Raw genomic sequence first — 25,262 nt, forward strand, 5'->3', positions numbered from 1 at the left:
TGCTCTTTGATTTTCATTGAGTATTAGTCTCTGGTGTTTGTTTAGCGTCTTAAAAAGACATTTGAGAAGATTAGAAACAGTTCTCTCTTTTCTCCGAGTATAATGATTGGCAGGAAGGGAGAGAAAAGATGAAATCAATGAGAATCTTATTTTTGTTAGCTTTAATTCAAATCAGTTTGAGTAGCTGTTTCCTATGGAAGGAATGCATCTTGTCCTTTAAACAAAGTACAGCTTTTTTCATCGGAAGTATGGTCTTCGTTTCAGGAATCTGTGCTGGAGTAAATTATCTTTATACCCGTAAGCAAGAAGTCCATAGTGTCCTAGCCAGTAAGAAGTCGGTGAAGCTTTTTTATAGTATGTTACTCTTAATTAATTTGTTAGGAGCTGTCCTTGTTTTGTCAGACAACTTGTTCATCAAAAATGCGTTGCAGCAAGAATTAGTTGACTTTTTATTGCCATCCTTCTTTTTCCTATTTGGACTAGATTTGCTGATTTTTTTACCCTTAAAAAAATACATGCGTGATTTGCTTGCCATGCTAGACAGAAAAAAGACAGTGTTGGTGACTATTTTAGCAACACTTCTTTTCTTAAGAAATCCAATGACCATTGTCTCACTTCTGATTTATATTGGACTGGGTTTGTTTTTTGCAGCCTATCTTGTCCCAAATTCTGTTAAAAAGGAAGTTTCCTTTTATGGTCATATTTTCCGAGATCTTGTATTGGTCATTGCTACGCTCATTTTCTTTTAGAGAAAGCTTGTTTTTATGGATGTTATGATGGTAATACTCTTCGAAAATCTCTTCAAACTACGTCAGCTCTATCTGCAACCTCAAAACAGTGTTTTGAGCAGCCTTCGACTAGCTTCCTAGTTTGCTCTTTGATTTTCATTGAGTATAAGTTTAGCAGGAAAATAGACACAAAAGAAAAGTTTTTGGTATAATAAGAATATGTACACAAAAAATGAAGAAGAGCTACAATCCTTAGGGGAACGATTGGGCCATTTATTAGAAAAGAATGATGTTTTAATCTTAACTGGAGAACTGGGTGCAGGTAAAACGACCTTTACTAAAGGACTTGCTAAAGGTTTACAGATTTCTCAAATGATTAAAAGTCCAACCTATACTATCGTAAGAGAGTATGAAGGCAGACTGCCACTTTATCACCTAGATGTTTATCGTATTGAAGGAGATGCGGATTCTATCGATTTGGATGAGTTTCTCTTTGGTGGCGGAGTGACTGTTATCGAGTGGGGAAATCTCTTAGGAGATGCCTTGCCAGATACTTATTTAGAGTTGGAAATTCTAAAAGAAGAAGACGGTCGCAGATTACATTTCCAAGCAAAGGGTTTGCGTGCAGAAAAGCTTTTAGAGGAGCTTCAACATGGAGTATGAATTGCTCATTAGGGAAGCAGAGCCTAATGATGCGGCTGAATTAGTGGCCTTTTTAAATCGTGTAAGTTTGGAGACGGATTTTACCAGCTTAGACGGAGATGGTATTCTCTTGACCAGTGAGGAGATGGAAATATTCCTCAACAAGCAAGCTAGTTCGGACAATCAGATAACCTTACTTGCATTCTTAAATGATAAAATTGCTGGTATCGTAAATATTACAGCTGACCAGCGCAAGAGAGTTCGTCATATTGGAGATCTCTTCATTGTGATTGGAAAAAGATATTGGAATAATGGATTGGGAAGTTTTTTGCTAGAAGAAGCGATAGAGTGGGCACAAGCAAGTGGCATTCTGCGTCGTCTCCAACTGACTGTCCAGACTCGTAATCAAGCTGCAGTCCATCTTTATCAAAAGCATGGCTTTATAATTGAAGGTTGCCAAGAGCGTGGAGCATATATAGAAGAAGGGAAATTTATCGATGTTTACTTGATGGGTAAACTGATAGATTAGTAGAAATATGGTTAAAAAAATTATTGGAATGGTGCTAGCTTTTCTAGCTGTGACAGTTTTGGGTGTCGGTGTTTTTGCGTATACTATTTATCAGCAAGGCACACAAACCTTATCAAAGACCTATAAAAAAATCGGAGAAGAAACCAAGGTTATCGAAGCAACAGAGCCTTTGACCATTCTGTTGATGGGGGTTGATACTGGGAATGTAGAGCGTACAGATCAATGGGCTGGAAATAGTGATTCCATGATTCTCTTGACTGTTAACCCTCACACAAAGAAAACGACGATGATGAGTTTGGAACGTGATATCCTGACTAAAATTCAACATAAAGATGGTAGTATTGAAGAAGCGAAACTAAACGCTGCCTATGCTGGTGGTGGAGCAGAACTTGCTATAGAAACAATTCAAAAGATGATGAATATCCATATCGATCGTTACATTATGGTTAATATGCAAGGTTTGCAACAATTGGTCGATGCAGTGGGAGGTATTACGGTCAATAATACACTAGGTTTCCCGATCTCTATCAGTGACCAAGAAGAATTTAACACCATTTCTATCGGCGTTGGAGAACAGACAATAAATGGAGAAGAAGCGCTTGTTTATTCACGCATGCGTTATCAAGACCCAGAAGGAGACTACGGACGTCAGAAGCGTCAGCGTGAAGTCATTCAAAAAGTTGTTGAAAAAGTTCTTAGTTTAAATAGTGTCAGTCACTATCAGTCTATTTTAAAAGCCCTAAGTACTAATATGCAGACTAATATTGATTTATCTGCTAAAAGTATTCCAAGCTTGTTGGGCTACAAAGATTCATTTAACACCATTGAAACACAACAGTTGAAGGGTGAAGGGGAGATGCTACAAGGCGTTTCTTATCAAATTGTTACGAGAAACCATATGTTGGAAATGCAGAATCTTTTGAGACGTTCTTTGGGACAAGAAGAAGTCACTCAGCTTGAAACAAATGTTGTCTTATTTGAAGATTTGTTTGGACGGGTGCCTGTTAGTGACGAAGATAATTAACTTTCTTGATACAAATAAAAAATTAATCGTGGGAAATTTCCTGCGATTTTTTCAAAAAAATACGAATAGATAGGTAGGAGGAAACATGAAAGCAGAAATTATTGCTGTTGGAACAGAGATTTTGACAGGACAGATTGTTAATACCAATGCCCAGTTTTTATCGGAAAAACTAGCAGAGATTGGGGTAGACGTATATTTTCAGATGGCTGTAGGAGACAATGAAGCTCGTCTCTTGTCTTTGCTTGAAATTGCCAGTCAACGTAGCAGTCTGGTGATTTTGACAGGTGGTTTAGGGCCAACTGAGGACGATTTGACCAAACAAACTCTGGCTAAATTTTTAGGGAAAGAATTAGTCTTCGATCCTCAGGCTCAGGAGAAGTTGGATATCTTTTTTGCCCAGAGACCAGACTATGCCCGAACACCGAATAACGAAAGACAAGCTCAAATTGTAGAAGGAGCGACTCCGCTGCCAAACGAAACAGGACTGGCTGTGGGAGGAATATTGGAAGTCGATGGAGTGACCTACGTTGTCCTTCCGGGTCCACCAAGTGAATTGAAACCCATGGTCTTAAACCACCTTCTACCCAAGTTAATGACAGGAAGCAAGCTATATTCTCGAGTTCTTCGTTTCTTTGGAATTGGCGAGAGCCAGCTGGTGACGATTTTGGCTGATTTAATTGATAATCAAACCGATCCGACCTTGGCACCTTATGCCAAGACAGGAGAGGTAACCTTGCGTCTGTCAACAAAGGCTAGCAGTCAAGAAGAGGCGAATCATGCGCTGGGTATCTTGGAAAACCAAATCTTGGATTATCAGACCTTTGAAGATCTTTCTTTACGAGACCTTTGTTATGGTTATGGGGAAGAGACTAGTTTAGCCAGCATTGTGGTAGAAGAACTAAAAAGGCAAGGGAAAACCATCACGGCTGCAGAGAGTTTGACGGCAGGTCTTTTCCAAGCGACCGTGGCGAATTTTTCTGGAGTTTCAAGTATATTTAAGGGTGGTTTTGTGACCTATAGCTTGGAGGAAAAATCAAAGATGTTGGATATTCCTGCCAAGGATTTGGAAGAACATGGTGTGGTGTCTGCATTTACAGCTCAGAAGATGGCTGAGCAGGCACGAAGCAAGACCCAGTCTGATTTTGGTCTTAGTTTAACTGGAGTGGCAGGACCAGATAGCCTAGAAGGGCATCCAGCTGGGACAGTCTTTATAGGCTTGGCTCAAGAGCATGGAACTGAAGTCATCAAGGTTAATATTGGAGGCAGAAGTCGAGCAGATGTACGTCACATTGCAGTTATGCATGCCTTTAACCTAGTTCGCAAGGCTTTATTAAGTGACTAACTTTTGATATAATAGTAGATAGGTCTGAGGACCATTAGAATGTAGGAGAATAGAATGGCGAAAAAACCAAAAAAATTAGATGAAATTTCAAAAAAATTCGGGGCTGAACGTGAAAAAGCCTTGAATGACGCTCTTAAATTGATTGAGAAAGACTTTGGTAAAGGATCAATCATGCGTTTGGGTGAACGTGCAGAGCAAAAGGTGCAAGTGATGAGCTCAGGTTCTTTAGCTTTGGACATTGCCCTTGGTTCAGGTGGTTATCCTAAGGGACGTATCATTGAAATCTATGGACCAGAGTCATCTGGTAAGACAACAGTTGCCCTTCATGCAGTTGCGCAAGCGCAAAAAGAAGGTGGCATTGCTGCCTTTATCGATGCGGAACATGCCCTCGATCCAGCTTATGCTGCGGCTCTTGGTGTCAATATTGACGAATTGCTCTTGTCACAACCAGACTCAGGAGAGCAAGGTCTTGAGATTGCAGGAAAATTGATTGACTCAGGTGCTGTAGATCTTGTCGTGGTCGACTCAGTTGCTGCCCTTGTCCCTCGTGCGGAAATTGATGGAGATATCGGTGATAGCCACGTTGGTTTGCAGGCTCGTATGATGAGCCAGGCTATGCGTAAGCTCGGTGCTTCTATCAATAAGACCAAAACTATTGCCATCTTTATCAACCAATTACGTGAAAAAGTTGGAGTGATGTTTGGAAATCCAGAAACAACTCCTGGTGGACGTGCTCTGAAATTCTACGCATCAGTCCGTTTGGATGTTCGTGGAAGTACACAAATCAAGGGAACTGGTGACCAAAAAGATACCAATGTCGGTAAAGAAACTAAAATCAAGGTCGTGAAAAACAAGGTGGCTCCACCATTTAAGGAAGCCTTCGTTGAAATCATGTACGGAGAAGGGATTTCTAAGACTGGTGAGCTTTTGAAGATTGCAAGCGATTTGGATATCATTAAAAAAGCAGGAGCTTGGTACTCTTACAAGGATGAGAAAATCGGGCAAGGTTCTGAAAATGCTAAGAAATACTTAGCAGATAATCCAGAAATCTTTGATGAAATTGACCATCAAGTCCGTGTTCAATTTGGTTTGATTGATGGAGAAGAAGCTTCTGTAGAAGGTGTTGAAACTAAAAAAGATGAAGCAGTTCAAGCAGATTCTGTGAATGAAGAAGTAACTCTTGACCTAGGCGATGAACTTGAAATCGAAATTGAAGAATAAGCTGTTAAAGTAGTGGAGAAATTCACTACTTTTTCGTTGCCTTGTTCTGGTTCTCAGCTCGCGCATAGTTTGCTGTTTCTTGTCGCTCCTCTAGAAAGCTGATATAATAGCCTTATGAATAAAAAACGAACAGTGGATCTGATTCATGGTCCTATTCTTCCCTCGCTTTTGAGTTTTGCCTTTCCAATCTTGCTGTCCAATATTTTCCAACAGCTCTATAATACTGCTGATGTCTTGATTGTTGGGCGTTTTCTTGGACAAGATTCTTTGGCTGCGGTTGGGGCAACAACTGCCATTTTTGACTTGATTATAGGCTTTACACTTGGTGTTGGCAATGGAATGGGGATTGTCATTGCCCGCTATTATGGGGCTCGGAATTTCACCAAAATCAAGGAAGCAGTAGCAGCCACCTGGATTTTAGGAACTCTGTTGAGTATTGTAGTTATGCTACTGGGCTTTCTTGGTTTGTATCCTCTCTTGCAATACTTAGATACCCCTGCTGAAATCCTCCCTCAGTCCTATCAATATATTTCTATGATTGTGACCTGTGTCGGTGTCAGCTTTGCCTATAATCTCTTTGCAGGCTTGTTGCGGTCCATTGGGGACAGTCTAGCAGCGCTTGGCTTTCTGATTTTCTCTGCTTTGGTTAATGTGGTTCTGGATTTGTATTTTATTACGCAACTGCATCTGGGAGTTCAATCTGCGGGCCTTGCTACCATCATTTCGCAAGGCTTATCAGCGGTTCTCTGCTTTTACTATATTCGTAAGAGCGTGCCAGAACTTTTGCCTCAACTCAAGCATTTCAAATGGAACAAGGCCTTGTACGCGGATCTTTTGGAGCAAGGTTTGGCTATGGGCTTGATGAGTTCCATTGTGTCCATTGGTAGTGTGATTTTACAGTCTTCTGTTAATACCTTTGGTGCCGTGATTATTAGTGCCCAGACGGCGGCTCGACGCATTATGGCCTTCGCCCTTCTTCCTATGACTACTATTTCTGCCTCGATGACGACCTTTGCTTCTCAGAATCTTGGTGCCAAGCGACCAGACCGCATTGTTCAAGGCCTTCGAATCGGCAGTCGTCTAAGTATGTCCTGGGCAGTGTTTGTTTGTGTCTTTCTCTTTTTTGCCAGTCCTGCCTTGGTTTCCTTCTTGTCCAGTTCAACGGATGGCTACTTGGTAGAAAATGGTAGTCTCTATCTGCAAATCAGCTCAGTCTTTTATCCCATTTTGAGTCTCTTGTTGATTTATCGCAATTGCTTGCAGGGCTTGGGGCAAAAGGTCCTTCCTCTGGTTTCCAGCTTTATTGAACTAATCGGAAAAATCGCTTTTGTGGTCTTGATTATTCCTTGGGCAGGCTATAAGGGTGTTATTCTTTGTGAACCCCTTATCTGGGTTGCCATGACCATCCAACTCTACTTCTCACTATTCCGTCATCCCTTGATAAAAGAAGGCAAGGCCATCTTGACAACAAAAGTGTCATCCTAGCTGTATTTGCTAAACAAAATCTATTTCCTCTAGTGAAAATCGAAAAAACTTGTGTTATAATAAGAAAGATTAAAATGTGAAAAAAGGAGATTCCTAATGGGACGTAAATGGGCCAATATCGTAGCCAAGAAAACGGCTAAAGATGGAGCTAACTCTAAAGTATATGCAAAATTTGGTGTAGAAATCTATGTAGCAGCTAAAAAAGGTGATCCAGACCCAGAATCAAACACTGCTTTGAAATTCGTTATCGACCGTGCTAAACAAGCCCAAGTGCCAAAACACGTTATCGATAAAGCGATTGATAAAGCAAAAGGAAATACAGACGAAACCTTTACAGAAGGACGTTACGAAGGTTTTGGACCAAACGGTTCTATGCTGATCGTTGATACTTTGACTTCTAACGTTAACCGTACAGCAGCTAATGTTCGTGCTGCCTTTGGTAAAAACGGTGGAAACATGGGTGCTTCAGGTTCAGTTTCTTACCTCTTTGACAACAAGGGTGTGATTGTATTTGCTGGTGAAGATGCGGACGCGGTCTTTGAGCAATTGCTAGAAGCAGATGTGGATGTGGACGATGTAGAGGCAGAAGAAGGAACAATCACTGTTTACACAGCTCCAACTGACCTTCACAAGGCTATCGTTGCCCTTCGTGCGTCAGGTGTCGAAGAATTCCAAGTGACAGAATTGGAAATGATTCCTCAGTCAGAAGTGGAATTGTCAGGCGATGACCTTGAAACCTTTGAAAAACTTTACAGCGTTCTTGAAGACGATGAAGACGTACAAAAGATTTATACAAACGTAGACGGATTCTAATTTAACCTAGACAACATGATCCTAAGTGAGAAAATCACTTGGGATTTTTTCAATCAAGAAAATAGTTCTCTAGGAAACTTTTTTCTTGACATCTCTTTTCAAAGTGGTAAAATAGTTCTCATGAAAACTTAATTAGTTCCTAGGAGAACTAAATATGATAGTTAGAAAGGAATTAGTATGGATAAACCGATGTTGGTCTTTAAGCGTTTTGGTCATCAGATCCATCTGATGGTGCAAAAGGAAGCCAAGCGTTGTGGCATTGAATTTATGGGTGGACCACAAGGTCAGGTTTTGCGTTTTTTAGATCATTGTGAACAAAAAGAGAAACTGGTCTTGATTAAAGATATCGAGCAGGAACTCAATATTACCAAGTCTGTGGCGAGTAACTTGGTCAAGCGTATGGTACAAAATGGTTTGGTGGAATTGGAGGCGAGTCCTGTCGATAAGCGGGCTAAGTTTGTTCGTCTGACGGACAAATCGCGTTCTCAAATGAAGCAGGTTAAAGCCTTCTTTGAACGCATTGACAACCAGTTGATGGCAGACATTGATGAAGATGAATTACTGATTTTTGAGAAAGTCCTCAATCAACTACAGGAAAATATCAAGAGAATAGGAGGAGATAATGAAGAAATTAGCTAAACGAATTAGTAGAAAAGAATGGGGGATGATTTTACTAGCCATTCTCTTTACCTGCTTTTCGGTCTATCTAGAGTTGGAAGTTCCAACCTATATCTCGAAAATTACGGATTTGCTGGGAAGGCAAGGAACCAACTTGGATGAGTTATGGCAACCAGCAGGTATGATGGTCGGAATGTCTTTTTTTGCCTTCTTGTCCGCAGTCGCAGTTGGATTTTTTGCATCCAGAGTGGCTGCTTCTTACACTAGTAGGCTGAGAAGTGATATTTTTAACCGAGTTTTGGATTACTCGCAGACAGAGATTAAGAAATTCTCTATTCCCAGCCTCCTAACTCGTACCACTAATGATATTACCCAAGTTCAGATGTTGATTACTATGGGCTTGCAAGTGGTTACGCGTGGTCCGATTATGGCTATCTGGGCTATCGGGAAGATTTTAGGACATTCAGAATACTGGCTCTGGGCTGTAGTTGTGGCAGTGATTGTCAATGTTTTGATGACAACAGTTTTGATGACGCTAGCCTTTCCAAAACAGTCCTTGGTTCAAAGTTTGACTGATAAACTGAACAGTATCACTCGTGAGAGTCTAACAGGTATTCGCGTTGTTCGTGCCTACAATGCTGAAAAGTACCAAGATGAAAAATTTGCAGCAGCAAATGATGAGCTGACACGCTTGAATTTATTTGTCAACCGTCTTATGGCTATTTTGAACCCTATCATGATGGGGATTTCAAGTGGTTTGAGTGTGGCGATTTACTGGATTGGGGCCTATGTGATTAACGATGCTGCTCCGACAGCTCGTCTGCCTCTCTTTAGTGACATGGTTGTTTTCATGTCTTATGCCATGCAGGTTGTTATGGGCTTCCTTCTCATGGGGGCGCTCTTCATCGTTCTTCCTCGAACCATGGTCTCTGCCAAGCGGATTAATCAGGTTCTAGATTTGCATTCTTCTATCCAAAATCCTGCTCAAGTGCAGTTGGCTGATGAAAATCTCAAAGGTCAGGTCGAATTTAAGGATGTGACTTTCCGCTATGCGGCAAATTCGGAGGCAGTTATCGAGCATGTTAGCTTTAAAGCAGAAGCTGGTCAAACAGTGGCCTTTATCGGCTCAACGGGTTCTGGTAAATCAACTCTGGTTAATCTGATTCCACGTTTTTATGACGTATCAGCAGGAGAAATTCTAGTGGACGGAGTTAATGTTCAAAATTACGGTTTGGAAGATTTGCGCAACAAGGTTGGGTATATTCCACAAAAAGCTGTGCTATTTTCTGGAGATGTCAAGGGCAATCTAGACTTTGGACACAGTCAAGAAACACCGCTTAGTGAACAAGCTATGTGGCAAGCCTTAGAATTGTCCCAATCTAAGAACTTTATCGAGGATAAGGAAGCTGGCTTGGAGTCAGAAGTAGCCCAAGGAGGAACCAACTTCTCAGGTGGTCAAAGACAGCGTCTGGCTATTGCGCGTGCCTTGGCTCGCAAGCCAGAAATCCTCATCTTTGATGACTCCTTCTCAGCCTTGGACTACAAGACAGACCGAGTTCTACGCCAAGAGCTAGCAGAGAAAACCAAGTCTATGACTAAGCTCATCGTCGCACAGCGTATTTCAACGATTATGGATGCAGATTTGATTTTGGTTTTGGATCAAGGAAAAGTCGTGGGGCAAGGCACCCATAAAGAACTTCTAGCAAACAACGAAGTTTACCAAGAAATTGCCTATTCACAACTATCGAAGGAGGAATTGGAACATGGAAAATAAGAGAATGTCCCTTTGGAAACAGAGTAAACCCTATCTTGCAGGTCTCCAGTTTGCTCTTCTAATCGCCTTTTTAGCAACAATTCTATCCAATATTATTACTGTATATGGTCCAACTCGTATCAAGGAAATGACCAATATTATTGCAAGTGGTCTAGAAACAAGCGTGGATGTCGCTGCGGTTGCAACCATTGGTAGTTTTTTGGCCGTCATCTATGTGATTGGACTTCTATCAAATTATTTGCAAGCCTTTCTGTTTACAACAGCCATTCAACGTTTTTCAGAGCGTTTGAGAAGAGCGATTGCAGAGAAAATTAATCGTCTTCCATTGGGGTATTTTGATGGACATTCTCAGGGGGATACCTTGTCTCGTGTGACCAATGACGTTGACACTGCAGCCCAGTCCCTCAATCAAAGTCTGGGGACAGTTCTTTCATCCACTTTATTGGTCGTAGCAGTCTTGGTGACCATGTTTGGGATGAACTGGATTTTAGCCTTAGTGACGGTTGTTTCAACCCTTATCGGTTTTGCTTTCGTGTCCGTCTTTATGGGCAAATCGCAGGGCTTCTTTAAGAGTCAGCAACAGGATTTGGCAGCTGTCAATGGCTATGTGGAGGAAATGTACTCTGGCCATAATGTGGCGACTAGTTACAATGCTATTGAGAGTACCAAAGAAGAATTTGCGACATTAAACCATCGTCTGTATGATAGTATCTGGAAATCTCAGTTTATTTCAGGGCTTATGATGCCGATTATGATGTTTATTGGGAACTTTAGCTATGCCTTGGTGATTATCGTTGGTGCAGCCTTGGCCTTGAATGGGCAGATTAGTATCGGGATTATCGTTGCCTTTATGGCCTACGTTCGTATCTTTTCTCAGCCCCTTTCACAAATTGCCCAAGGGGTTACTAGTCTTCAGCAGGCTAGTGCAGCCATGGGACGCGTCTTCGAATTTCTAGCTGAAGAGGAGATGGAAGATGAATCCCATAAAGTAAGACAATTGAGCGATATGAAAGGTCAAGTGGTCTTTGATCGAGTATCCTTTGGTTATACACCAGAGCGAACCATTATTCATGACTTTTCTGCGACGGCTCATGCAGGTCAAAAGGTTGCCATTGTCGGACCGACTGGGGCTGGTAAGACAACTATTGTCAATCTTTTGATGAAGTTCTATGAGATTGATAAGGGAAGTATCCGCATCGATGGTGTGGATACCAAGGAGATGAAGCGTTCGGAAGTGCACGATGCCTTTTCAATGGTCTTGCAGGATACTTGGCTCTTTGAAGGCACTATACGAGACAATCTCATTTATAACCAAGAGGGTATTAGTGATGAGCGCGTGATTGAAGCCAGCAAGGCTGTTGGGATTCACCACTTTATCATGACTCTACCAGATGGTTACGATACCGTCTTGGACGACACAGTGACCTTGTCTGTCGGACAAAAACAACTCTTGACCATTGCTCGTGCTTTGCTGAAAGATGCGCCGCTCTTGATTTTGGATGAGGCTACCTCTTCGGTTGATACCCGTACAGAGGAGTTGATCCAGAAAGCCATGGATCGATTGATGGAAGGAAGGACTTCCTTTGTCATCGCTCACCGCTTGTCTACTATCCGAAATGCTGACTTGATTCTTGTCATGAAAGATGGCAATATCATCGAACAAGGAAATCATGATGAGTTGATGGCACAAGGAGGATTCTACGCTGACCTCTACAACAGTCAGTTTACAGAAGACGAAGCAGAAGAATAAACCCAAAGAAGGCTTGACGGCCTTCTTTTTCTGCACTATACTAGAAGACAAGTGCTTCCCTATAAGCAAAATTTGAGTAAGTGATGAGAAAATATATGAAGAATTATCAAGAATGGTATGACCGCATCGCTGGTAAGATTAAAAATAATCCTCTCTTTCTGAGATTGCTGAGAGCTTTCAATCGGTTTATGACAGTAGTCATGCCTATAGTTTATTTGACCTTGTTAGCTATTACCTATCTCCAAGAAGGACTTGGGAAGCAGGTCTTGATGTATGTGTTTGTCCCTGCGTCAGGTTTTGTAATTTTGTCCCTTCTCCGTAAGAAACTCAATGCCCCTAGGCCTTATGAAGTTTGGGAAATTGTACCGCTACTAGACAGAGATAGCCCTGGTCAGTCTATGCCCAGTCGTCATGTCTTTTCAGCAACCATTATCTCCATGGCTTGCTTACATGCTAGTTTATCTGTAGGGGTTATCTTGTTGGTCTTGTCAGCTTTCCTCGGTCTAGTAAGAGTCTTAGGGGGAGTGCATTATCCCAAGGATGTAGTGGTTGGCTATATGTGTGCTCTTGTGTGGGGTGTGATTTTCTTTCTATGTTGACCTGTAAGTTAATACTCAATGAAAATCAAAGAGCAAACTAGGAAGCTAGCCGCAAGCTGTACTTGAGTACGGTAAGGCGACGCTGACGTGGTTTGAATTTGATTTTCGAAGAGTATAAGGTGGTCCTACAACCACTTACGGGTCTAAAGTAACCACTTGCTTTTTTGCTCTTGTTTTCTTATTTTAGCTTTGATATAGTAGAGTCAGAAAGGAGATGGAATGAAGTTACGAATCGAAATTGACAGCAATTTAGAGGAAACTGAAATTGTCATCAAGGCAGCGACTTTGACAGATGAGATTGCGGATTTACAGCGCCTCTTGCAAGAGTCCAAGTCTCCGAGGTTGATTTTTTACAAGGGAACAGGTGAATATTATCTGGACTTATCGGAAATTCTCTTCTTTGAGACGGAAGATAGCAAGATTTATGCCCATACCCATAAAGATGCCTATGAAGTTCGGCTCAAACTCTATGAGTTAGAGTCTATCCTTCCTCGCTATTTTAGTCGAGTATCCAAGTCAACTATCGCTAATATTCGGCAAATCTATTCGGTGGACAAGTCCTTTTCAGGAACGGGCACCATTTCCTTTTATCAGACCCATAAGGAGGTTCATGTCTCACGACATTACCAATCCCTCCTAAAAGAAAATCTAAGAAACATGAGGTAAGAACATGAAAAAGAAAGCATTTGGTATTGTGTTGCTAGTATTGGCAGCTTTAATATTATTACAAGGAAATTTTGGAATCCCTTCATTCGGTGGGCAAATTTGGCCCTTGCTTGGTATTGCATTTTTTGCCTATCAATCAGTTGGAGCTTTGTTGCGTCGTCACTTAACTTCAGCCTCTTTTACAGCTCTAGTAGCCTTAATGATTGCTAACCACTTTTATGGCATTTTACCAATTCCTAATCAGTCATTGTTCTGGGCAAGTATTTTAATCGTAATGGGTGTCAGCGCACTCACTCATTCTAACAGAACTTGGAATGGGAAAAAATGGTGGTATGATGGTAAAAAGACCATTCTTACAGATAAGGAAGTTGCTTTTGGGACTGGGACTTTCTACAAGCAAAATCAAGAATTGGTAGACGACCAAGTAGAAGTTGGTTTTGGCAATGCCAAGATATATTATGACAATGCAGAAATTTTAGGAGATAGCGCAACCCTGAAAGTGGAAGTTGGTTTTGGCAATGCAGTTATCTATGTTCCCCAACACTGGCGAGTTGATTTAAAGGTAGAAACTTTCTGTGGTGTAGCCAAGGTAGATACTCCTCTAGCCCTAACCAGTAAAACTTTGATTATCCGTGGAGATGTGGCTTTTGGGAAGTTGGGGATTGTCTACGTTAAATAAAAAAATCTTCCAATTCCCTTGCAAAAATGAAGAAAGTGTGATAACATAGTACGGTATGTGGTGCTAGCACATCCGCTATATTAGATCTAATAGGAGGAAAACACAATGGCTAAAGTATGTTACTTTACAGGTCGTAAGACTGTATCAGGAAACAACCGTTCACACGCGATGAACCAAACAAAACGTGCCGTAAAACCAAACCTTCAAAAAGTTACTGTTCTTATCGATGGTAAACCTAAAAAAGTTTGGGCTTCAGCTCGTGCTTTGAAATCAGGTAAAGTTGAACGCGTTTAATAATAAAAGTAAGGAGACCTTAGGGTCTTTTTTCTTTTGTTGTGGGTATAAAATCATTTGAAAAACGGAGTAAATATCCGCTGATACAGTATTCTGCTTTTACACTTGGGCTGAAATATGATAAAATAGAGTATCAACTAGTTGAGGTAAAAAGGATGACTGTAAAAATTAATACAAAAGATGGTCAAATCGAACTAACAGATGAAGTGATTGCAACCGTCGTAGGTGGCGCAGCAACTGAGATTTTTGGTGTGGTCGGTATGGCTAGTAAAAATGCCCTCAAAGATAATTTCCAAGCCCTTCTAGGTAAGGAAAATTATTCCAAAGGTGTCGTCGTAAAAGCGGCCGAAGATGGCAGTATTGCAGTTGATGTATATACCGTGTTGAGCTACGGAACAAAGATTAGCGAAGTGTCAAAAAACATTCAAGAGCGTGTTCGTTTTAGTTTGGAAAACCAACTTGGAATTACTGCTCAGACTGTAAATGTCTACATTCAAAATATCAAAGTTGTAGGAGAATAACCGTGTCAAAAATTACTACTAGCTTATTTCAAGAAATGGTGCAGGCTGCATCAACTCGCTTGAATAAGCAAGCTGAATATGTCAATTCATTAAACGTCTTTCCAGTTCCAGATGGAGATACTGGAACAAACATGGGAATGACCATTGAAAATGGAGCCAAAGAAGTTGCAGACAAGCCAGCCTCTACAGTTGGCGAGGTAGCGAGCATTCTTGCCAAAGGTCTTTTGATGGGTGCGCGTGGAAACTCAGGCGTTATTACGTCTCAGCTTTTCCGTGGATTTTCACAAGCTATCAAGGATAAAGATGAGTTAACAGGTCAAGACTTGGCCCTTGCCTTCCAATCAGGTGTGGAAGTTGCCTATAAGGCCGTTATGAAACCAGTTGAAGGAACGATTTTGACAGTTTCTCGTGGTGCTGCTATCGGTGCTAAGAAAAAAGCTGAGCAAACAGATGACGCTGTTGAAGTCATGCGCGCAGCCTTGGAAGGTGCTAAAACAGCCCTAGCTAAAACGCCAGACATGCTTCCAGTATTGAAAGAAGTTGGCGTTGTGGACTCGGGTGGTCAAGGTCTGGTCTTCATCTACGAAGGTTTCCTTTCAGCCCTTACTGGCGAATATATTGCATCTGAGGACTTTGTAGCAACTCCAGCCAACATGAGTGAAATGATCAATGCAGAGCATCATAAGTCTGTAGCTGGTCATGTAGCGACTGAGGACATTACATTTGGTTACTGTACTGAAATCATGGTAGCCCTTAAGCAAGGTCCAACCTATGCCAAAGATTTTGATTACGACGAATTCCGTAACTACTTGAATGAACTCGGGGATTCTCTCCTTGTTGTCAACGATGATGAAATTGTCAAAGTCCATGTCCATACAGAAGATCCAGGACTTGTTATGCAAGAAGGTCTTAAATACGGTAGCTTGGTCAAGGTAAAAGTTGACAATATGCGTAACCAACACGAAGCACAGGTTGAAAAAGAAGCTGCTCAAGTTAGCAAGCCTGCTGAAGAAAAAGAGTATGCCCTGATTGCTGTAGTGGCTGGTAAAGGTCTAGCAGATATCTTCCGTTCTCAAGGTGTGGATTATGTTATCGAAGGCGGTCAAACTATGAACCCTTCAACTGAAGACTTTATCAAGGCTGCTGAACAGGTCAACGCTCGTAACATTATCTTCCTGCCAAACAACAAGAACATCTTCATGGCAGCTCAATCTGCAGCAGAAGTTTTGGAGCAACCAGCAGTAGTGGTGGAAGCTCGCACTCTTCCTCAAGGTTTGACAAGTCTTCTTGCCTTTGATCCAAGCAAGTCAATCGAAGAAAACCAAGAGCGTATGACTGCTGCTCTTAGCGATGTCGTTAGCGGAAGCGTCACAACAGCTGTGCGTGATACAACAATCGATGGTTTAGAAATCCATGAAAACGATAATCTTGGTATGGTTGATGGGAAAATTCTCGTGTCAAACCCTGACATGCACCAAACCTTGACAGAAACCTTGAAACATATGTTGGATGAAGATAGTGAAATCGTAACCTTCTATGTCGGTGAAGACGGAAGCGAAGAACTTGCCAATGAAATTGCTCAAGAAATCGCAGAAGAATTCGAAGACGTTGAAGTCGAGATTCATCAAGGTCAACAACCTGTTTACCCATACCTATTTAGTGTAGAATAAGATTAATGAAGAACTGAGAAATCAGTTCTTTTTTCTTTTTTAGTAAATGAAATCGGTATCTTTTTAATAAAAACAAAAATAACATTCATAAATAAACGTTAAAATAGAAAATTCAGAAAATTTCTTCTTTTGTCTTGAAAAATTTTGAAAAAGTGGTATGATAGTAACAAGTTATTTTTAAGAGGAAAGAAAGGGGAACAATGGAGAAAATCAGTTTAGAATCTCCTAAGACGGGGTCCGACCTAGTTTTGGAAACACTTCGTGATTTAGGAATTGATACCATCTTTGGTTATCCTGGTGGTGCGGTCTTGCCTTTTTATGATGCGATATATAATTTTAAAGGCATTCGCCACATTCTAGGGCGCCATGAGCAAGGTTGTTTGCATGAAGCTGAAGGTTATGCCAAATCAACTGGAAAGTTGGGTGTTGCCGTCGTCACTAGTGGACCAGGAGCAACAAATGCCATTACAGGGATTGCAGATGCCATGAGCGATAGCGTTCCCCTTTTGGTCTTTACAGGTCAGGTGGCGCGAGCAGGGATTGGGAAGGATGCCTTTCAGGAGGCAGATATCGTGGGAATTACCATGCCAATCACTAAGTACAATTACCAAGTTCGTGAGACAGCTGATATTCCTCGTATCATTACAGAAGCTGTTCATATCGCAACTACAGGTCGACCAGGGCCAGTCGTAATTGACCTACCTAAAGACGTATCTGCTTTGGAAACAGATTTCATTTATTCACCAGAAGTGAACCTACCAAGCTATCAGCCAACTCTTGAGCCAAATGATATGCAAATCAAGAAAATCTTGAAGCAATTATCCAAGGCTAAAAAACCAGTCTTGTTAGCTGGTGGGGGGATTAGTTATGCTGAAGCAGCTGCAGAATTAAATGAATTTGCAGAACGCTATCAAATTCCGGTGGTAACCAGTCTTTTGGGACAAGGAACGATTGCAACGAGTCATCCACTCTTCCTTGGAATGGGAGGCATGCACGGGTCATTCGCAGCTAATATTGCCATGACGGAAGCTGATTTTATGATTAGTATTGGTTGTCGTTTCGATGACCGCTTGACGGGGAATCCTAAGACCTTTGCTAAGAATGCTAAGGTTGCTCACATTGATATTGACCCAGCCGAGATTGGCAAGATTATCAGTGCAGATATTCCTGTAGTTGGAGATGCTAAGAAAGCTTTGCAAATGTTGTTGGCGGAACCAACCGTTCATAACAATACTGAGAAATGGATTGAAAAAGTCACTAAAGATAAAAACCGCGTTCGTTCTTATGATAAGAAAGAGCGTGTGGTTCAGCCGCAAGCTGTTATTGAACGAATTGGTGAATTGACGAATGGAGATGCCATTGTGGTAACAGACGTTGGTCAACACCAAATGTGGACAGCCCAGTATTATCCTTACCAAAATGAACGTCAGTTAGTGACTTCAGGTGGTTTAGGAACCATGGGATTTGGAATTCCAGCAGCAATCGGTGCTAAAATTGCCAACCCAGATAAGGAAGTAGTCTTGTTTGTTGGGGATGGTGGTTTCCAAATGACTAACCAAGAATTGGCTATTTTGAACATTTACAAGGTGCCAATCAAGGTGGTTATGCTGAACAACCACTCGCTTGGAATGGTTCGTCAGTGGCAGGAATCCTTCTATGAAGGTAGAACATCTGAGTCAGTCTTTGATACCCTTCCAGATTTCCAATTGATGGCACAAGCTTACGGTATTAAAAACTATAAGTTTGACAATCCTGAGACCTTGGATCAAGACCTTGAAGTCATCACTGAGGATGTTCCTATGCTAATCGAGGTAGATATTTCTCGTAAGGAACAGGTGTTACCAATGGTACCAGCTGGTAAGAGTAATCATGAGATGTTGGGGGTGAAGTTCCATGCGTAGAATGTTAACAGCAAAACTACAAAATCGTTCAGGAGTCCTCAATCGCTTTACCGGTGTCCTGTCTCGCCGTCAGGTTAATATCGAAAGCATCTCTGTTGGAGCAACAGAAGATCCGAATGTATCGCGTATCACCATTATTATTGATGTAGCTTCACATGATGAAGTGGAGCAAATCATTAAGCAACTCAATCGTCAGATTGATGTGATTCGCATTAGAGATATTACAGATAAACCACACTTGGAGCGCGAGGTGATTTTGGTTAAGATGGCAGCGCCAGCTGAGAAGAGCGCTGAGATTCTAGCGATTATTCAACCTTTCCGTGCAACGGTGGTAGACGTAGCGCCAAACTCGATTACCATTCAGATGACAGGAAATGCTGAAAAGAGTGAAGCTCTATTGCGAGTCATTCGACCATACGGTATTCGCAATATCGCTCGTACGGGTGCAACTGGATTTACCCGCGATTAAAAATCCAACTTAAATTTGTTAAACCAGCCTAAAAGGCAATAAATAATAGAAAAGAGAGAAAAAACTATGGCAGTTCAAATGGAATACGAAAAAGATGTTAAAGTAGCAGCACTTGACGGTAAAAAAATCGCCGTTATCGGTTATGGTTCACAAGGACATGCGCATGCTCAAAACTTGCGTGATTCAGGTCGCGATGTCATCATCGGTGTACGTCCAGGTAAATCTTTTGATAAAGCAAAAGAAGATGGATTTGACACTTACACAGTAGCAGAAGCTACTAAATTGGCTGACGTTATCATGATTTTGGCACCAGACGAAATCCAACAAGAATTGTACGAAGCAGAAATCGCTCCAAACTTGGAAGCTGGAAATGCAGTTGGATTTGCTCATGGTTTCAACATTCACTTTGAATTTATCAAAGTTCCTGCATATGTAGATGTCTTCATGTGTGCTCCTAAAGGACCAGGACACTTGGTACGTCGTACTTATGAAGAAGGATTTGGTGTTCCAGCTCTTTACGCAGTATATCAAGATGCAACAGGAAATGCGAAAAACATTGCCATGGACTGGTGTAAAGGTGTTGGGGCAGCTCGTGTAGGTCTTCTTGAAACAACTTATAAAGAAGAAACTGAAGAAGATTTGTTTGGTGAACAAGCTGTACTTTGTGGTGGTTTGACTGCCCTTATCGAAGCAGGTTTCGAAGTCTTGACAGAAGCAGGTTACGCTCCAGAATTGGCTTACTTTGAAGTTCTTCACGAAATGAAATTGATCGTTGATTTGATCTACGAAGGTGGATTCAAGAAAATGCGTCAATCAATTTCAAACACTGCTGAGTACGGTGACTATGTATCAGGTCCACGTGTAATCACTGAACAAGTTAAAGAAAACATGAAAGCTGTCTTGGCAGATATCCAAAATGGTAAATTTGCAAATGACTTTGTAAACGACTATAAAGCTGGACGTCCAAAATTGACTGCTTACCGTGAACAAGCAGCTAACCTTGAAATTGAAAAAGTTGGTGCAGAATTGCGTAAAGCAATGCCATTCGTTGGTAAAAACGACGATGATGCATTTAAAATCTATAACTAATTAGAAAGCAAAGAATTTTGCTAAAATAGTAGCTTCAGCTATTCGTGGGATATTAGATATACTTATTTAGGGGTTGAAATCATATGAATATTACCAATTTGTTTTCTATCAAGACAGGATGTGATGAAACTGATAGGCAACTGCAAAAACTATTTTTTCAGTTGGATTTACAATTGGGAGAATTGACAGATCAACTAAGAAAATTAGATTCTAATTTTGTTCCTCGTAGTCAATTTGTAGACACGTTGGATTTGAATGATGTAGAATATAAAGAAATTTTAAACTATTTTATCTTCCATCGTAATGATAGTGAAGAAAGTTTGGCAGAATGGTTATATGATTGGATTTCCACAAATCGTTATGAACTTCCTAAAGAGTTTTCAATTCGTATGGCTCATAAATATCATGAAAGTGTTGCTGAAGTTTTTGGAGATGAATAACTAAAAAAACAGTCATTAGTGACTGTTTTTTATAGAAAAAGAGGTTTTATATGTTAAGTTCAAAAGATATCATCAAGGCTCATAAGGTCTTGAATGGTGTGGTTGTGAATACCCCACTGGATTACGACCATTATTTATCGGAGAAGTATGGTGCTAAGATTTATTTGAAAAAAGAAAATGCCCAGCGTGTTCGCTCTTTTAAAATTCGTGGTGCCTATTATGCTATTTCTCAGCTCAGCAAGGAAGAGCGTGAGCGTGGGGTAGTCTGTGCTTCTGCGGGAAATCATGCGCAGGGAGTAGCCTATACCTGTAATGAGATGAAAATTCCTGCTACTATTTTTATGCCCATTACTACTCCGCAACAAAAGATTGGTCAAGTTCGCTTTTTTGGTGGGGATTTCGTAACCATTAAACTAGTTGGAGATACCTTTGATGCTTCAGCTAAAGCAGCTCAAGAATTTACAGTCTCTGAAAATCGTACTTTTATTGATCCCTTTGATGATGCCCATGTTCAAGCTGGCCAAGGAACAGTTGCTTATGAGATTTTAGAAGAAGCTCGAAAAGAATCGATTGATTTTGATGCTGTCTTGGTTCCTGTTGGTGGTGGCGGTCTCATTGCTGGGGTTTCTACCTATATCAAGGAAACAAGTCCAGAGATTGAGGTTATCGGAGTAGAGGCGAATGGAGCGCGTTCCATGAAGGCTGCTTTTGAAGCTGGTGGTCCAGTCAAGCTCAAGGAAATTGACAAATTTGCGGATGGGATTGCTGTGCAAAAGGTAGGTCAGTTGACCTATGAGGCAACTCGTCAACATGTTCAAACCTTAGTAGGTGTTGATGAGGGGCTGATTTCTGAAACCTTGATTGACCTCTACTCTAAGCAAGGGATTGTTGCAGAACCTGCTGGAGCGGCTAGTATCGCCTCTTTAGAGGTTTTAGCTGAATATATCAAGGGGAAAACCATTTGTTGTATCATTTCTGGAGGAAATAATGATATCAACCGTATGCCAGAAATGGAAGAGCGTGCCTTGATTTATGATGGGATCAAGCATTACTTTGTGGTCAATTTTCCACAGCGTCCAGGGGCTTTGCGTGAGTTTGTAAATGATATCCTGGGACCAAATGATGATATCACACGTTTTGAGTATATCAAACGAGCTAGCAAGGGAACAGGGCCTGTATTGATTGGGATCGCTTTGGCAGATAAGCATGATTATGCAGGTTTAATCCGTAGAATGGAAGGTTTTGATCCAGCTTATATTAACTTAAATGGTAATGAAACGCTCTATAATATGCTTGTCTGAGGACTAATAAAAAAATATCATATTATTTGCACAACTGATGTATAGGTGTTATAATGAGGGTGAAGAAAGGGGACGATTCCTATGGACTTAGGAAATCTATCGTGCTATTTCTACTACAACTCACTATAGCACCTATTATTTTTGATTCTGTTTATATTGAGGCGACAGAATTACTTACTATATATAAGGAAATTTTTTGAAATCCCCAATTGTATATATCCCTAATTTGAACTTTCGCTAAATATAATAGGAATCAGAAAAAATAATCAATGTTTGTGAGATGGTTGCTAGGTAAGTCGGCTGAAAAAACTCGTGAGATAAACAATAGTGCTAGACATGAAACAGCTAGTGATACTGTTTTTAAATGACTAGCTGGAAAGCGGGTATGTAATCAGAAGGTGCAAGATTGGACAAAGTAAGTAGTACCGGTTGTAAAACTAATAAGATATAGATAAGGACAGGAAAGGAACCAAAGAAGGAGAAAGAAAACGGAATGGTTTAGAGATAGTGTGGAGTGAAAGACTATCTTTAGTGGACTTGTTGATTTAAAAGGAATATATAGAATGAAATAGTAAATCCTGTCTATCCTATTGAGAAACTGGTATTCAGTATACATGAATATTTTTACAAGTTTAAAGTTTAATAATACAATTATTCTTTAGGAGCTTACTAATGGGTTATAGTAAGCAAAAACCTATATATTATCGGCTTTAAAAAGGAAGTAAGAAGATTCTGAATCATTTATTTTATTGAATATATGTTTTTTTATTGACAAAAGACATAAAAACGTATACAATAATATAACGTAAAGAAGAAAATAGGAGAAGAACATGGCTAAGTCAAACTTTGAAAAAGTAGAATCAGTTGTTGGCTGGGTTCGTGATAAGAAAATCACAGGCTACCGTATCTCTAAAGAAACGAATGCGCGTGAAATGTCTATCATTGCTCTAGCGCAGGGTCGTGCAAAAGTAAAAAATATTTCATTTGAAACAGCTCTAGGTTTAATTGATTTCTATGAAAAAAATCATGAAAAATTTGAAGATTAATCTTTGGATAATGGCGGATTCTTGAATAAGGTCTGCCTTTTCATTTTGATACTCAATGAAAATCAAAGAGCAAACTAGGAAGCTAGCCGCAGGCTGCTCAAAGCACTGCTTTGAGGTTGTAAATAAGACTGACAGAGTCAGTAACATATACCTACGGCAAGGCGAAGCTGACTTGGTTTGAAGAGATTTTCGAAGAGTATGAGAACAGCAAAAAGACTGCACGATTGATGCAGCCTTTTCTTTTTATTTGAGATAGCGTTGAAGGAATTCTTTTGTACGGTCTTCTTTAGGATTGGTGAAGAGGTCTTCTGGTTTGCCTTTTTCAGCAATCACACCCTTATCCATAAAGATAACACGGTGAGAGACATCACGGGCGAATTCCATTTCATGGGTTACGACAATCATAGTCAAGCCTTCCTGAGCCAGATCTTGCATGATTTTGAGGACCTCTCCAACCATTTCTGGATCGAGAGCTGATGTTGGTTCATCAAAGAGAATAGCGTCAGGATTCATTGAAAGGGCACGAGCGATGGCCACACGTTGTTTTTGACCACCTGAGAGTTGTTTCGGTTTTGCTTGCCAGTAGCGTTCTCCCATGCCGACCTTTTCAAGGTTTTCTTTGGCGATCTTTTCAGCTTCTGTACGTTCGCGTTTAAGGACAGTCGTCTGAGCGACAATTGTGTTTTCAAGTACGTTAAGATTTTCAAAGAGGTTAAAGGATTGGAACACCATCCCTAGTTTTTCACGGTATTGCGTGAGGTCATAGCCTTTTTCGAGGACGTTTTGTCCATGATAAAGAATTTGTCCATCAGTTGGCGTTTCAAGTAGGTTAATGGAGCGTAGGAAGGTCGATTTCCCGCTTCCAGAGCTTCCGATGATAGAGATGACCTCTCCCTTGTGGACAGTGAGTGAAATGTCTTTTAGCACTTCGTTTTGGCCATAGGATTTTTTGAGGTGTTTAATTTCAAGGATTGCTTGTGTCATTATTTCAAATCCTCCGTTTGCATTTGGTTAGCACCTGTAGTATAGGTATCCATGTCCATGCGGCGTTCGATGAAGCGTAGGATACGTGTTACGGTGAAGGTGAGGACAAAGTAAATCACGGCGATGATTGTAAATGTCTGGAAGTATTGATAGGTTTGCGTTGCCACTGTATTTCCTGAGAAATAAAGTTCGACAACAGAGATAACGTTCAATACAGATGTATCTTTGATATTGATGACAAATTCATTACCAGTTGCTGGTAGGATGTTACGGACTACCTGAGGTAGGACAATCTTACGCATGGTTTGGTTATGAGTCATACCAAGAGCAGTCGCAGCTTCAAATTGTCCCTTATCAACTGCTAGGATACCACCACGGACGATTTCAGTCATGTAGGCACCGGTATTGATTGAAACGATGAAGATAGCAGCCAGTGTACGGTCAAGGTTGATCCCGAAAGCTTGGGCAGTTCCATAGTAGATAACCATTGATTGAACAATCATTGGCGTACCACGGAAAATTTCAATGTAGACGTTGAGAATCCAGCCGACTAGTTTTTGTAGGCCGTAGATAGCTTTATTTTCAGAGAGGGGAGCAGTACGGAAAACACCAATGGCAAGACCGATAATGAGACCTATGATGGTTCCGACGATAGAGATTAAAAGAGTGATACCAGCACCACGCAAGAGTTGTTGCCAGTTTTCAGAAAGAATTTTAGCGACTTGGCTAAAGAAATTACTGCTAGTCTCTTCAGTTGTTGTAGCTTCGGCAGGTTGTTCCTTGATCATACGATCCATCAAGGCAACTTGGTCATCTTTTGAAATAGTTTCAATGCTGGCATTGATTTGGCTAATACGATTGTCATCTTTACGAAGTCCGATGGCGATAGCTGTATCTTCTTCCCCAGTCTTGAAACCTGGTTCTACTTGGACCATCTTAAACTTAGAGTTAGCAGCTTCAGCAGTCAGAGCTTCTGGGCGTTCAGAAACATAAGCATCGATGACACCAGCCTCAAGAGCTTGGCGCATTTGAGCGAAGTCTCCCATAGCTGTTTCTTTTTTAGCACCTGTGATTTGTGCAATCAAGTCATAAAGGTAGACACCTTGTTGAGAAGTGATTTTGGCACCGTTAAAGTCCTCCAAAGATTTGGCATTTGCATAGGCAGAATCTTTTTTGACAAGCAAAACTGGTTCGCTAGTGTAGTAACTGCTTGAAAAGGCAATTTCTTGTTTGCGTTCGGCAGTTGGACTCATACCTGCGATAATCATGTCAATCTTACCAGAAGTAAGGGCAGGGACTAGACCTTCCCACTTTGTTTTAACAACTAAAGGTTCTTTACCTAAGTCCTTAGCGATTTTCTTGGCGATTTGAACATCGTATCCGTTAGCATACTGGTTAGTCCCATCGATTTTGACAGCCCCATTGCTATCATCATCCTGAGTCCAGTTAAAGGGAGCATATGCTGCTTCCATCCCGATGCGTAAATATTCATCGGCTTGGGCAACATTGACAAGTCCCAGCATCAGCAAGAGACTTGTGAAAATAGATAAGTATATTTTTCTCATGATTTCTCCTATTTCTAATCTATTAAAAAATAACTGTCTCCTATTTTATCGAAAAAAACTCTATTTTTCAATATAGGTAAGCCCTTACTTGAGAAAAAATGATATAATGATA

The 25,262-nt window shown here is 40.8% G+C and carries 25 protein-coding genes; 23 read left to right on the forward strand and 2 right to left on the reverse strand.

Annotated elements, in window-relative coordinates; translation table 11 throughout:
* Positions 1-128: 128 nt before the first annotated feature.
* The 23 genes from QM424_RS04800 to QM424_RS04910 all read left to right on the forward strand — a co-directional run bounded on the left by QM424_RS04800 (position 129) and on the right by QM424_RS04910 (position 22,601).
* Positions 129-749, forward strand: coding sequence for a hypothetical protein (locus QM424_RS04800; protein ID WP_414393302.1), 621 nt, complete (start codon positions 129-131; stop codon positions 747-749).
* A gap of 198 nt (positions 750-947) precedes the next feature.
* Complete coding sequence (tsaE, locus tag QM424_RS04805) at positions 948-1,391, forward strand: tRNA (adenosine(37)-N6)-threonylcarbamoyltransferase complex ATPase subunit type 1 TsaE (RefSeq protein ID WP_050314385.1); 444 nt, start codon at positions 948-950, stop codon at positions 1,389-1,391.
* The gene (locus tag QM424_RS04810; RefSeq protein WP_414393305.1) at positions 1,381-1,899 is read left to right on the forward strand and encodes a GNAT family N-acetyltransferase; all 519 of its coding nucleotides are present in this window, start codon (positions 1,381-1,383) and stop codon (positions 1,897-1,899) included. The genes tsaE and QM424_RS04810 overlap by 11 nt, the downstream gene beginning before the upstream one ends.
* 7 nt (positions 1,900-1,906) lie before the next feature.
* Positions 1,907-2,923, forward strand: a complete 1,017-nt coding sequence (gene lytR / locus QM424_RS04815; RefSeq protein ID WP_414393307.1) for a glycopolymer--peptidoglycan transferase LytR — start codon at positions 1,907-1,909, stop codon at positions 2,921-2,923.
* 85 nt (positions 2,924-3,008) lie between these two features.
* The gene (locus QM424_RS04820) at positions 3,009-4,265 is read left to right on the forward strand and encodes a competence/damage-inducible protein A (protein WP_414393309.1); all 1,257 of its coding nucleotides are present in this window, start codon (positions 3,009-3,011) and stop codon (positions 4,263-4,265) included.
* Between the two features lie 54 nt (positions 4,266-4,319).
* On the forward strand, positions 4,320-5,486 hold the full coding sequence (gene recA, locus QM424_RS04825; RefSeq protein WP_004262099.1) for a recombinase RecA: 1,167 nt from the start codon (positions 4,320-4,322) through the stop codon (positions 5,484-5,486).
* Between the two features lie 114 nt (positions 5,487-5,600).
* The gene (locus QM424_RS04830; protein WP_414393311.1) at positions 5,601-6,971 is read left to right on the forward strand and encodes an MATE family efflux transporter; all 1,371 of its coding nucleotides are present in this window, start codon (positions 5,601-5,603) and stop codon (positions 6,969-6,971) included.
* A 96-nt stretch (positions 6,972-7,067) separates the two neighbouring features.
* Positions 7,068-7,784, forward strand: a complete 717-nt coding sequence (locus QM424_RS04835) for a YebC/PmpR family DNA-binding transcriptional regulator (RefSeq protein WP_414393313.1) — start codon at positions 7,068-7,070, stop codon at positions 7,782-7,784.
* A 177-nt stretch (positions 7,785-7,961) separates the two neighbouring features.
* On the forward strand, positions 7,962-8,423 hold the full coding sequence (locus QM424_RS04840) for a MarR family winged helix-turn-helix transcriptional regulator (protein ID WP_414393315.1): 462 nt from the start codon (positions 7,962-7,964) through the stop codon (positions 8,421-8,423).
* Complete coding sequence (locus tag QM424_RS04845; RefSeq protein ID WP_414393317.1) at positions 8,407-10,176, forward strand: ABC transporter ATP-binding protein; 1,770 nt, start codon at positions 8,407-8,409, stop codon at positions 10,174-10,176. The genes QM424_RS04840 and QM424_RS04845 overlap by 17 nt, the downstream gene beginning before the upstream one ends.
* Complete coding sequence (locus QM424_RS04850) at positions 10,166-11,926, forward strand: ABC transporter ATP-binding protein (RefSeq protein WP_414393320.1); 1,761 nt, start codon at positions 10,166-10,168, stop codon at positions 11,924-11,926. Before QM424_RS04845 ends, QM424_RS04850 begins: the two co-directional genes overlap by 11 nt.
* Positions 11,927-12,021: 95 nt before the next feature.
* Positions 12,022-12,525: a phosphatase PAP2 family protein gene (locus tag QM424_RS04855; protein ID WP_414393322.1), complete on the forward strand. Its 504-nt coding sequence runs from the start codon at positions 12,022-12,024 to the stop codon at positions 12,523-12,525.
* Between the two features lie 219 nt (positions 12,526-12,744).
* On the forward strand, positions 12,745-13,191 hold the full coding sequence (locus QM424_RS04860) for a LytTR family DNA-binding domain-containing protein (protein WP_219967072.1): 447 nt from the start codon (positions 12,745-12,747) through the stop codon (positions 13,189-13,191).
* A 4-nt stretch (positions 13,192-13,195) separates the two neighbouring features.
* A complete protein-coding gene (locus QM424_RS04865; RefSeq protein ID WP_261072458.1) occupies positions 13,196-13,870 on the forward strand; it encodes a LiaF transmembrane domain-containing protein in 675 nt (224 codons plus the stop codon).
* Between the two features lie 105 nt (positions 13,871-13,975).
* Positions 13,976-14,164 carry a 50S ribosomal protein L28 gene (rpmB, locus tag QM424_RS04870; protein ID WP_001140948.1) on the forward strand — a complete coding sequence of 63 codons (189 nt, stop codon included), beginning with the start codon at positions 13,976-13,978 and terminating at the stop codon, positions 14,162-14,164.
* 155 nt (positions 14,165-14,319) lie between these two features.
* Entirely contained in the window at positions 14,320-14,685 is a 366-nt protein-coding gene (locus tag QM424_RS04875) for an Asp23/Gls24 family envelope stress response protein (protein ID WP_000216437.1), read from the forward strand.
* A gap of 2 nt (positions 14,686-14,687) precedes the next feature.
* Positions 14,688-16,355, forward strand: a complete 1,668-nt coding sequence (locus QM424_RS04880) for a DAK2 domain-containing protein (protein ID WP_414393325.1) — start codon at positions 14,688-14,690, stop codon at positions 16,353-16,355.
* A gap of 200 nt (positions 16,356-16,555) precedes the next feature.
* Complete coding sequence (locus QM424_RS04885; protein ID WP_000411736.1) at positions 16,556-18,256, forward strand: acetolactate synthase large subunit; 1,701 nt, start codon at positions 16,556-16,558, stop codon at positions 18,254-18,256.
* The gene (ilvN, locus tag QM424_RS04890) at positions 18,249-18,725 is read left to right on the forward strand and encodes an acetolactate synthase small subunit (RefSeq protein ID WP_414393327.1); all 477 of its coding nucleotides are present in this window, start codon (positions 18,249-18,251) and stop codon (positions 18,723-18,725) included. The genes QM424_RS04885 and ilvN overlap by 8 nt, the downstream gene beginning before the upstream one ends.
* A gap of 66 nt (positions 18,726-18,791) precedes the next feature.
* Positions 18,792-19,814: a ketol-acid reductoisomerase gene (gene ilvC / locus QM424_RS04895; protein WP_414393329.1), complete on the forward strand. Its 1,023-nt coding sequence runs from the start codon at positions 18,792-18,794 to the stop codon at positions 19,812-19,814.
* Between the two features lie 83 nt (positions 19,815-19,897).
* Entirely contained in the window at positions 19,898-20,254 is a 357-nt protein-coding gene (locus tag QM424_RS04900) for a hypothetical protein (protein WP_001027897.1), read from the forward strand.
* A gap of 50 nt (positions 20,255-20,304) precedes the next feature.
* A complete protein-coding gene (gene ilvA / locus QM424_RS04905; protein ID WP_000952975.1) occupies positions 20,305-21,555 on the forward strand; it encodes a threonine ammonia-lyase IlvA in 1,251 nt (416 codons plus the stop codon).
* Positions 21,556-22,385: 830 nt separating this feature from the next.
* On the forward strand, positions 22,386-22,601 hold the full coding sequence (locus tag QM424_RS04910; protein ID WP_001130036.1) for a capsule biosynthesis transcriptional regulator: 216 nt from the start codon (positions 22,386-22,388) through the stop codon (positions 22,599-22,601).
* A 243-nt stretch (positions 22,602-22,844) separates the two neighbouring features.
* Here QM424_RS04910 and QM424_RS04915 read toward each other — a convergent pair whose 3' ends face one another.
* Both QM424_RS04915 and QM424_RS04920 read right to left on the reverse strand, forming a co-directional pair.
* Positions 22,845-23,585 carry an amino acid ABC transporter ATP-binding protein gene (locus tag QM424_RS04915; protein WP_077804354.1) on the reverse strand — a complete coding sequence of 247 codons (741 nt, stop codon included), beginning with the start codon at positions 23,583-23,585 and terminating at the stop codon, positions 22,845-22,847.
* Positions 23,585-25,150, reverse strand: coding sequence for an ABC transporter substrate-binding protein/permease (locus tag QM424_RS04920; RefSeq protein ID WP_414393332.1), 1,566 nt, complete (start codon positions 25,148-25,150; stop codon positions 23,585-23,587). The genes QM424_RS04915 and QM424_RS04920 overlap by 1 nt, the downstream gene beginning before the upstream one ends.
* Positions 25,151-25,262: the final 112 nt, after the last annotated feature.

Source organism: Streptococcus mitis (genome assembly GCF_047464945.1).
Classification (GTDB): Bacteria; Bacillota; Bacilli; order Lactobacillales; family Streptococcaceae; genus Streptococcus; species Streptococcus mitis_EA.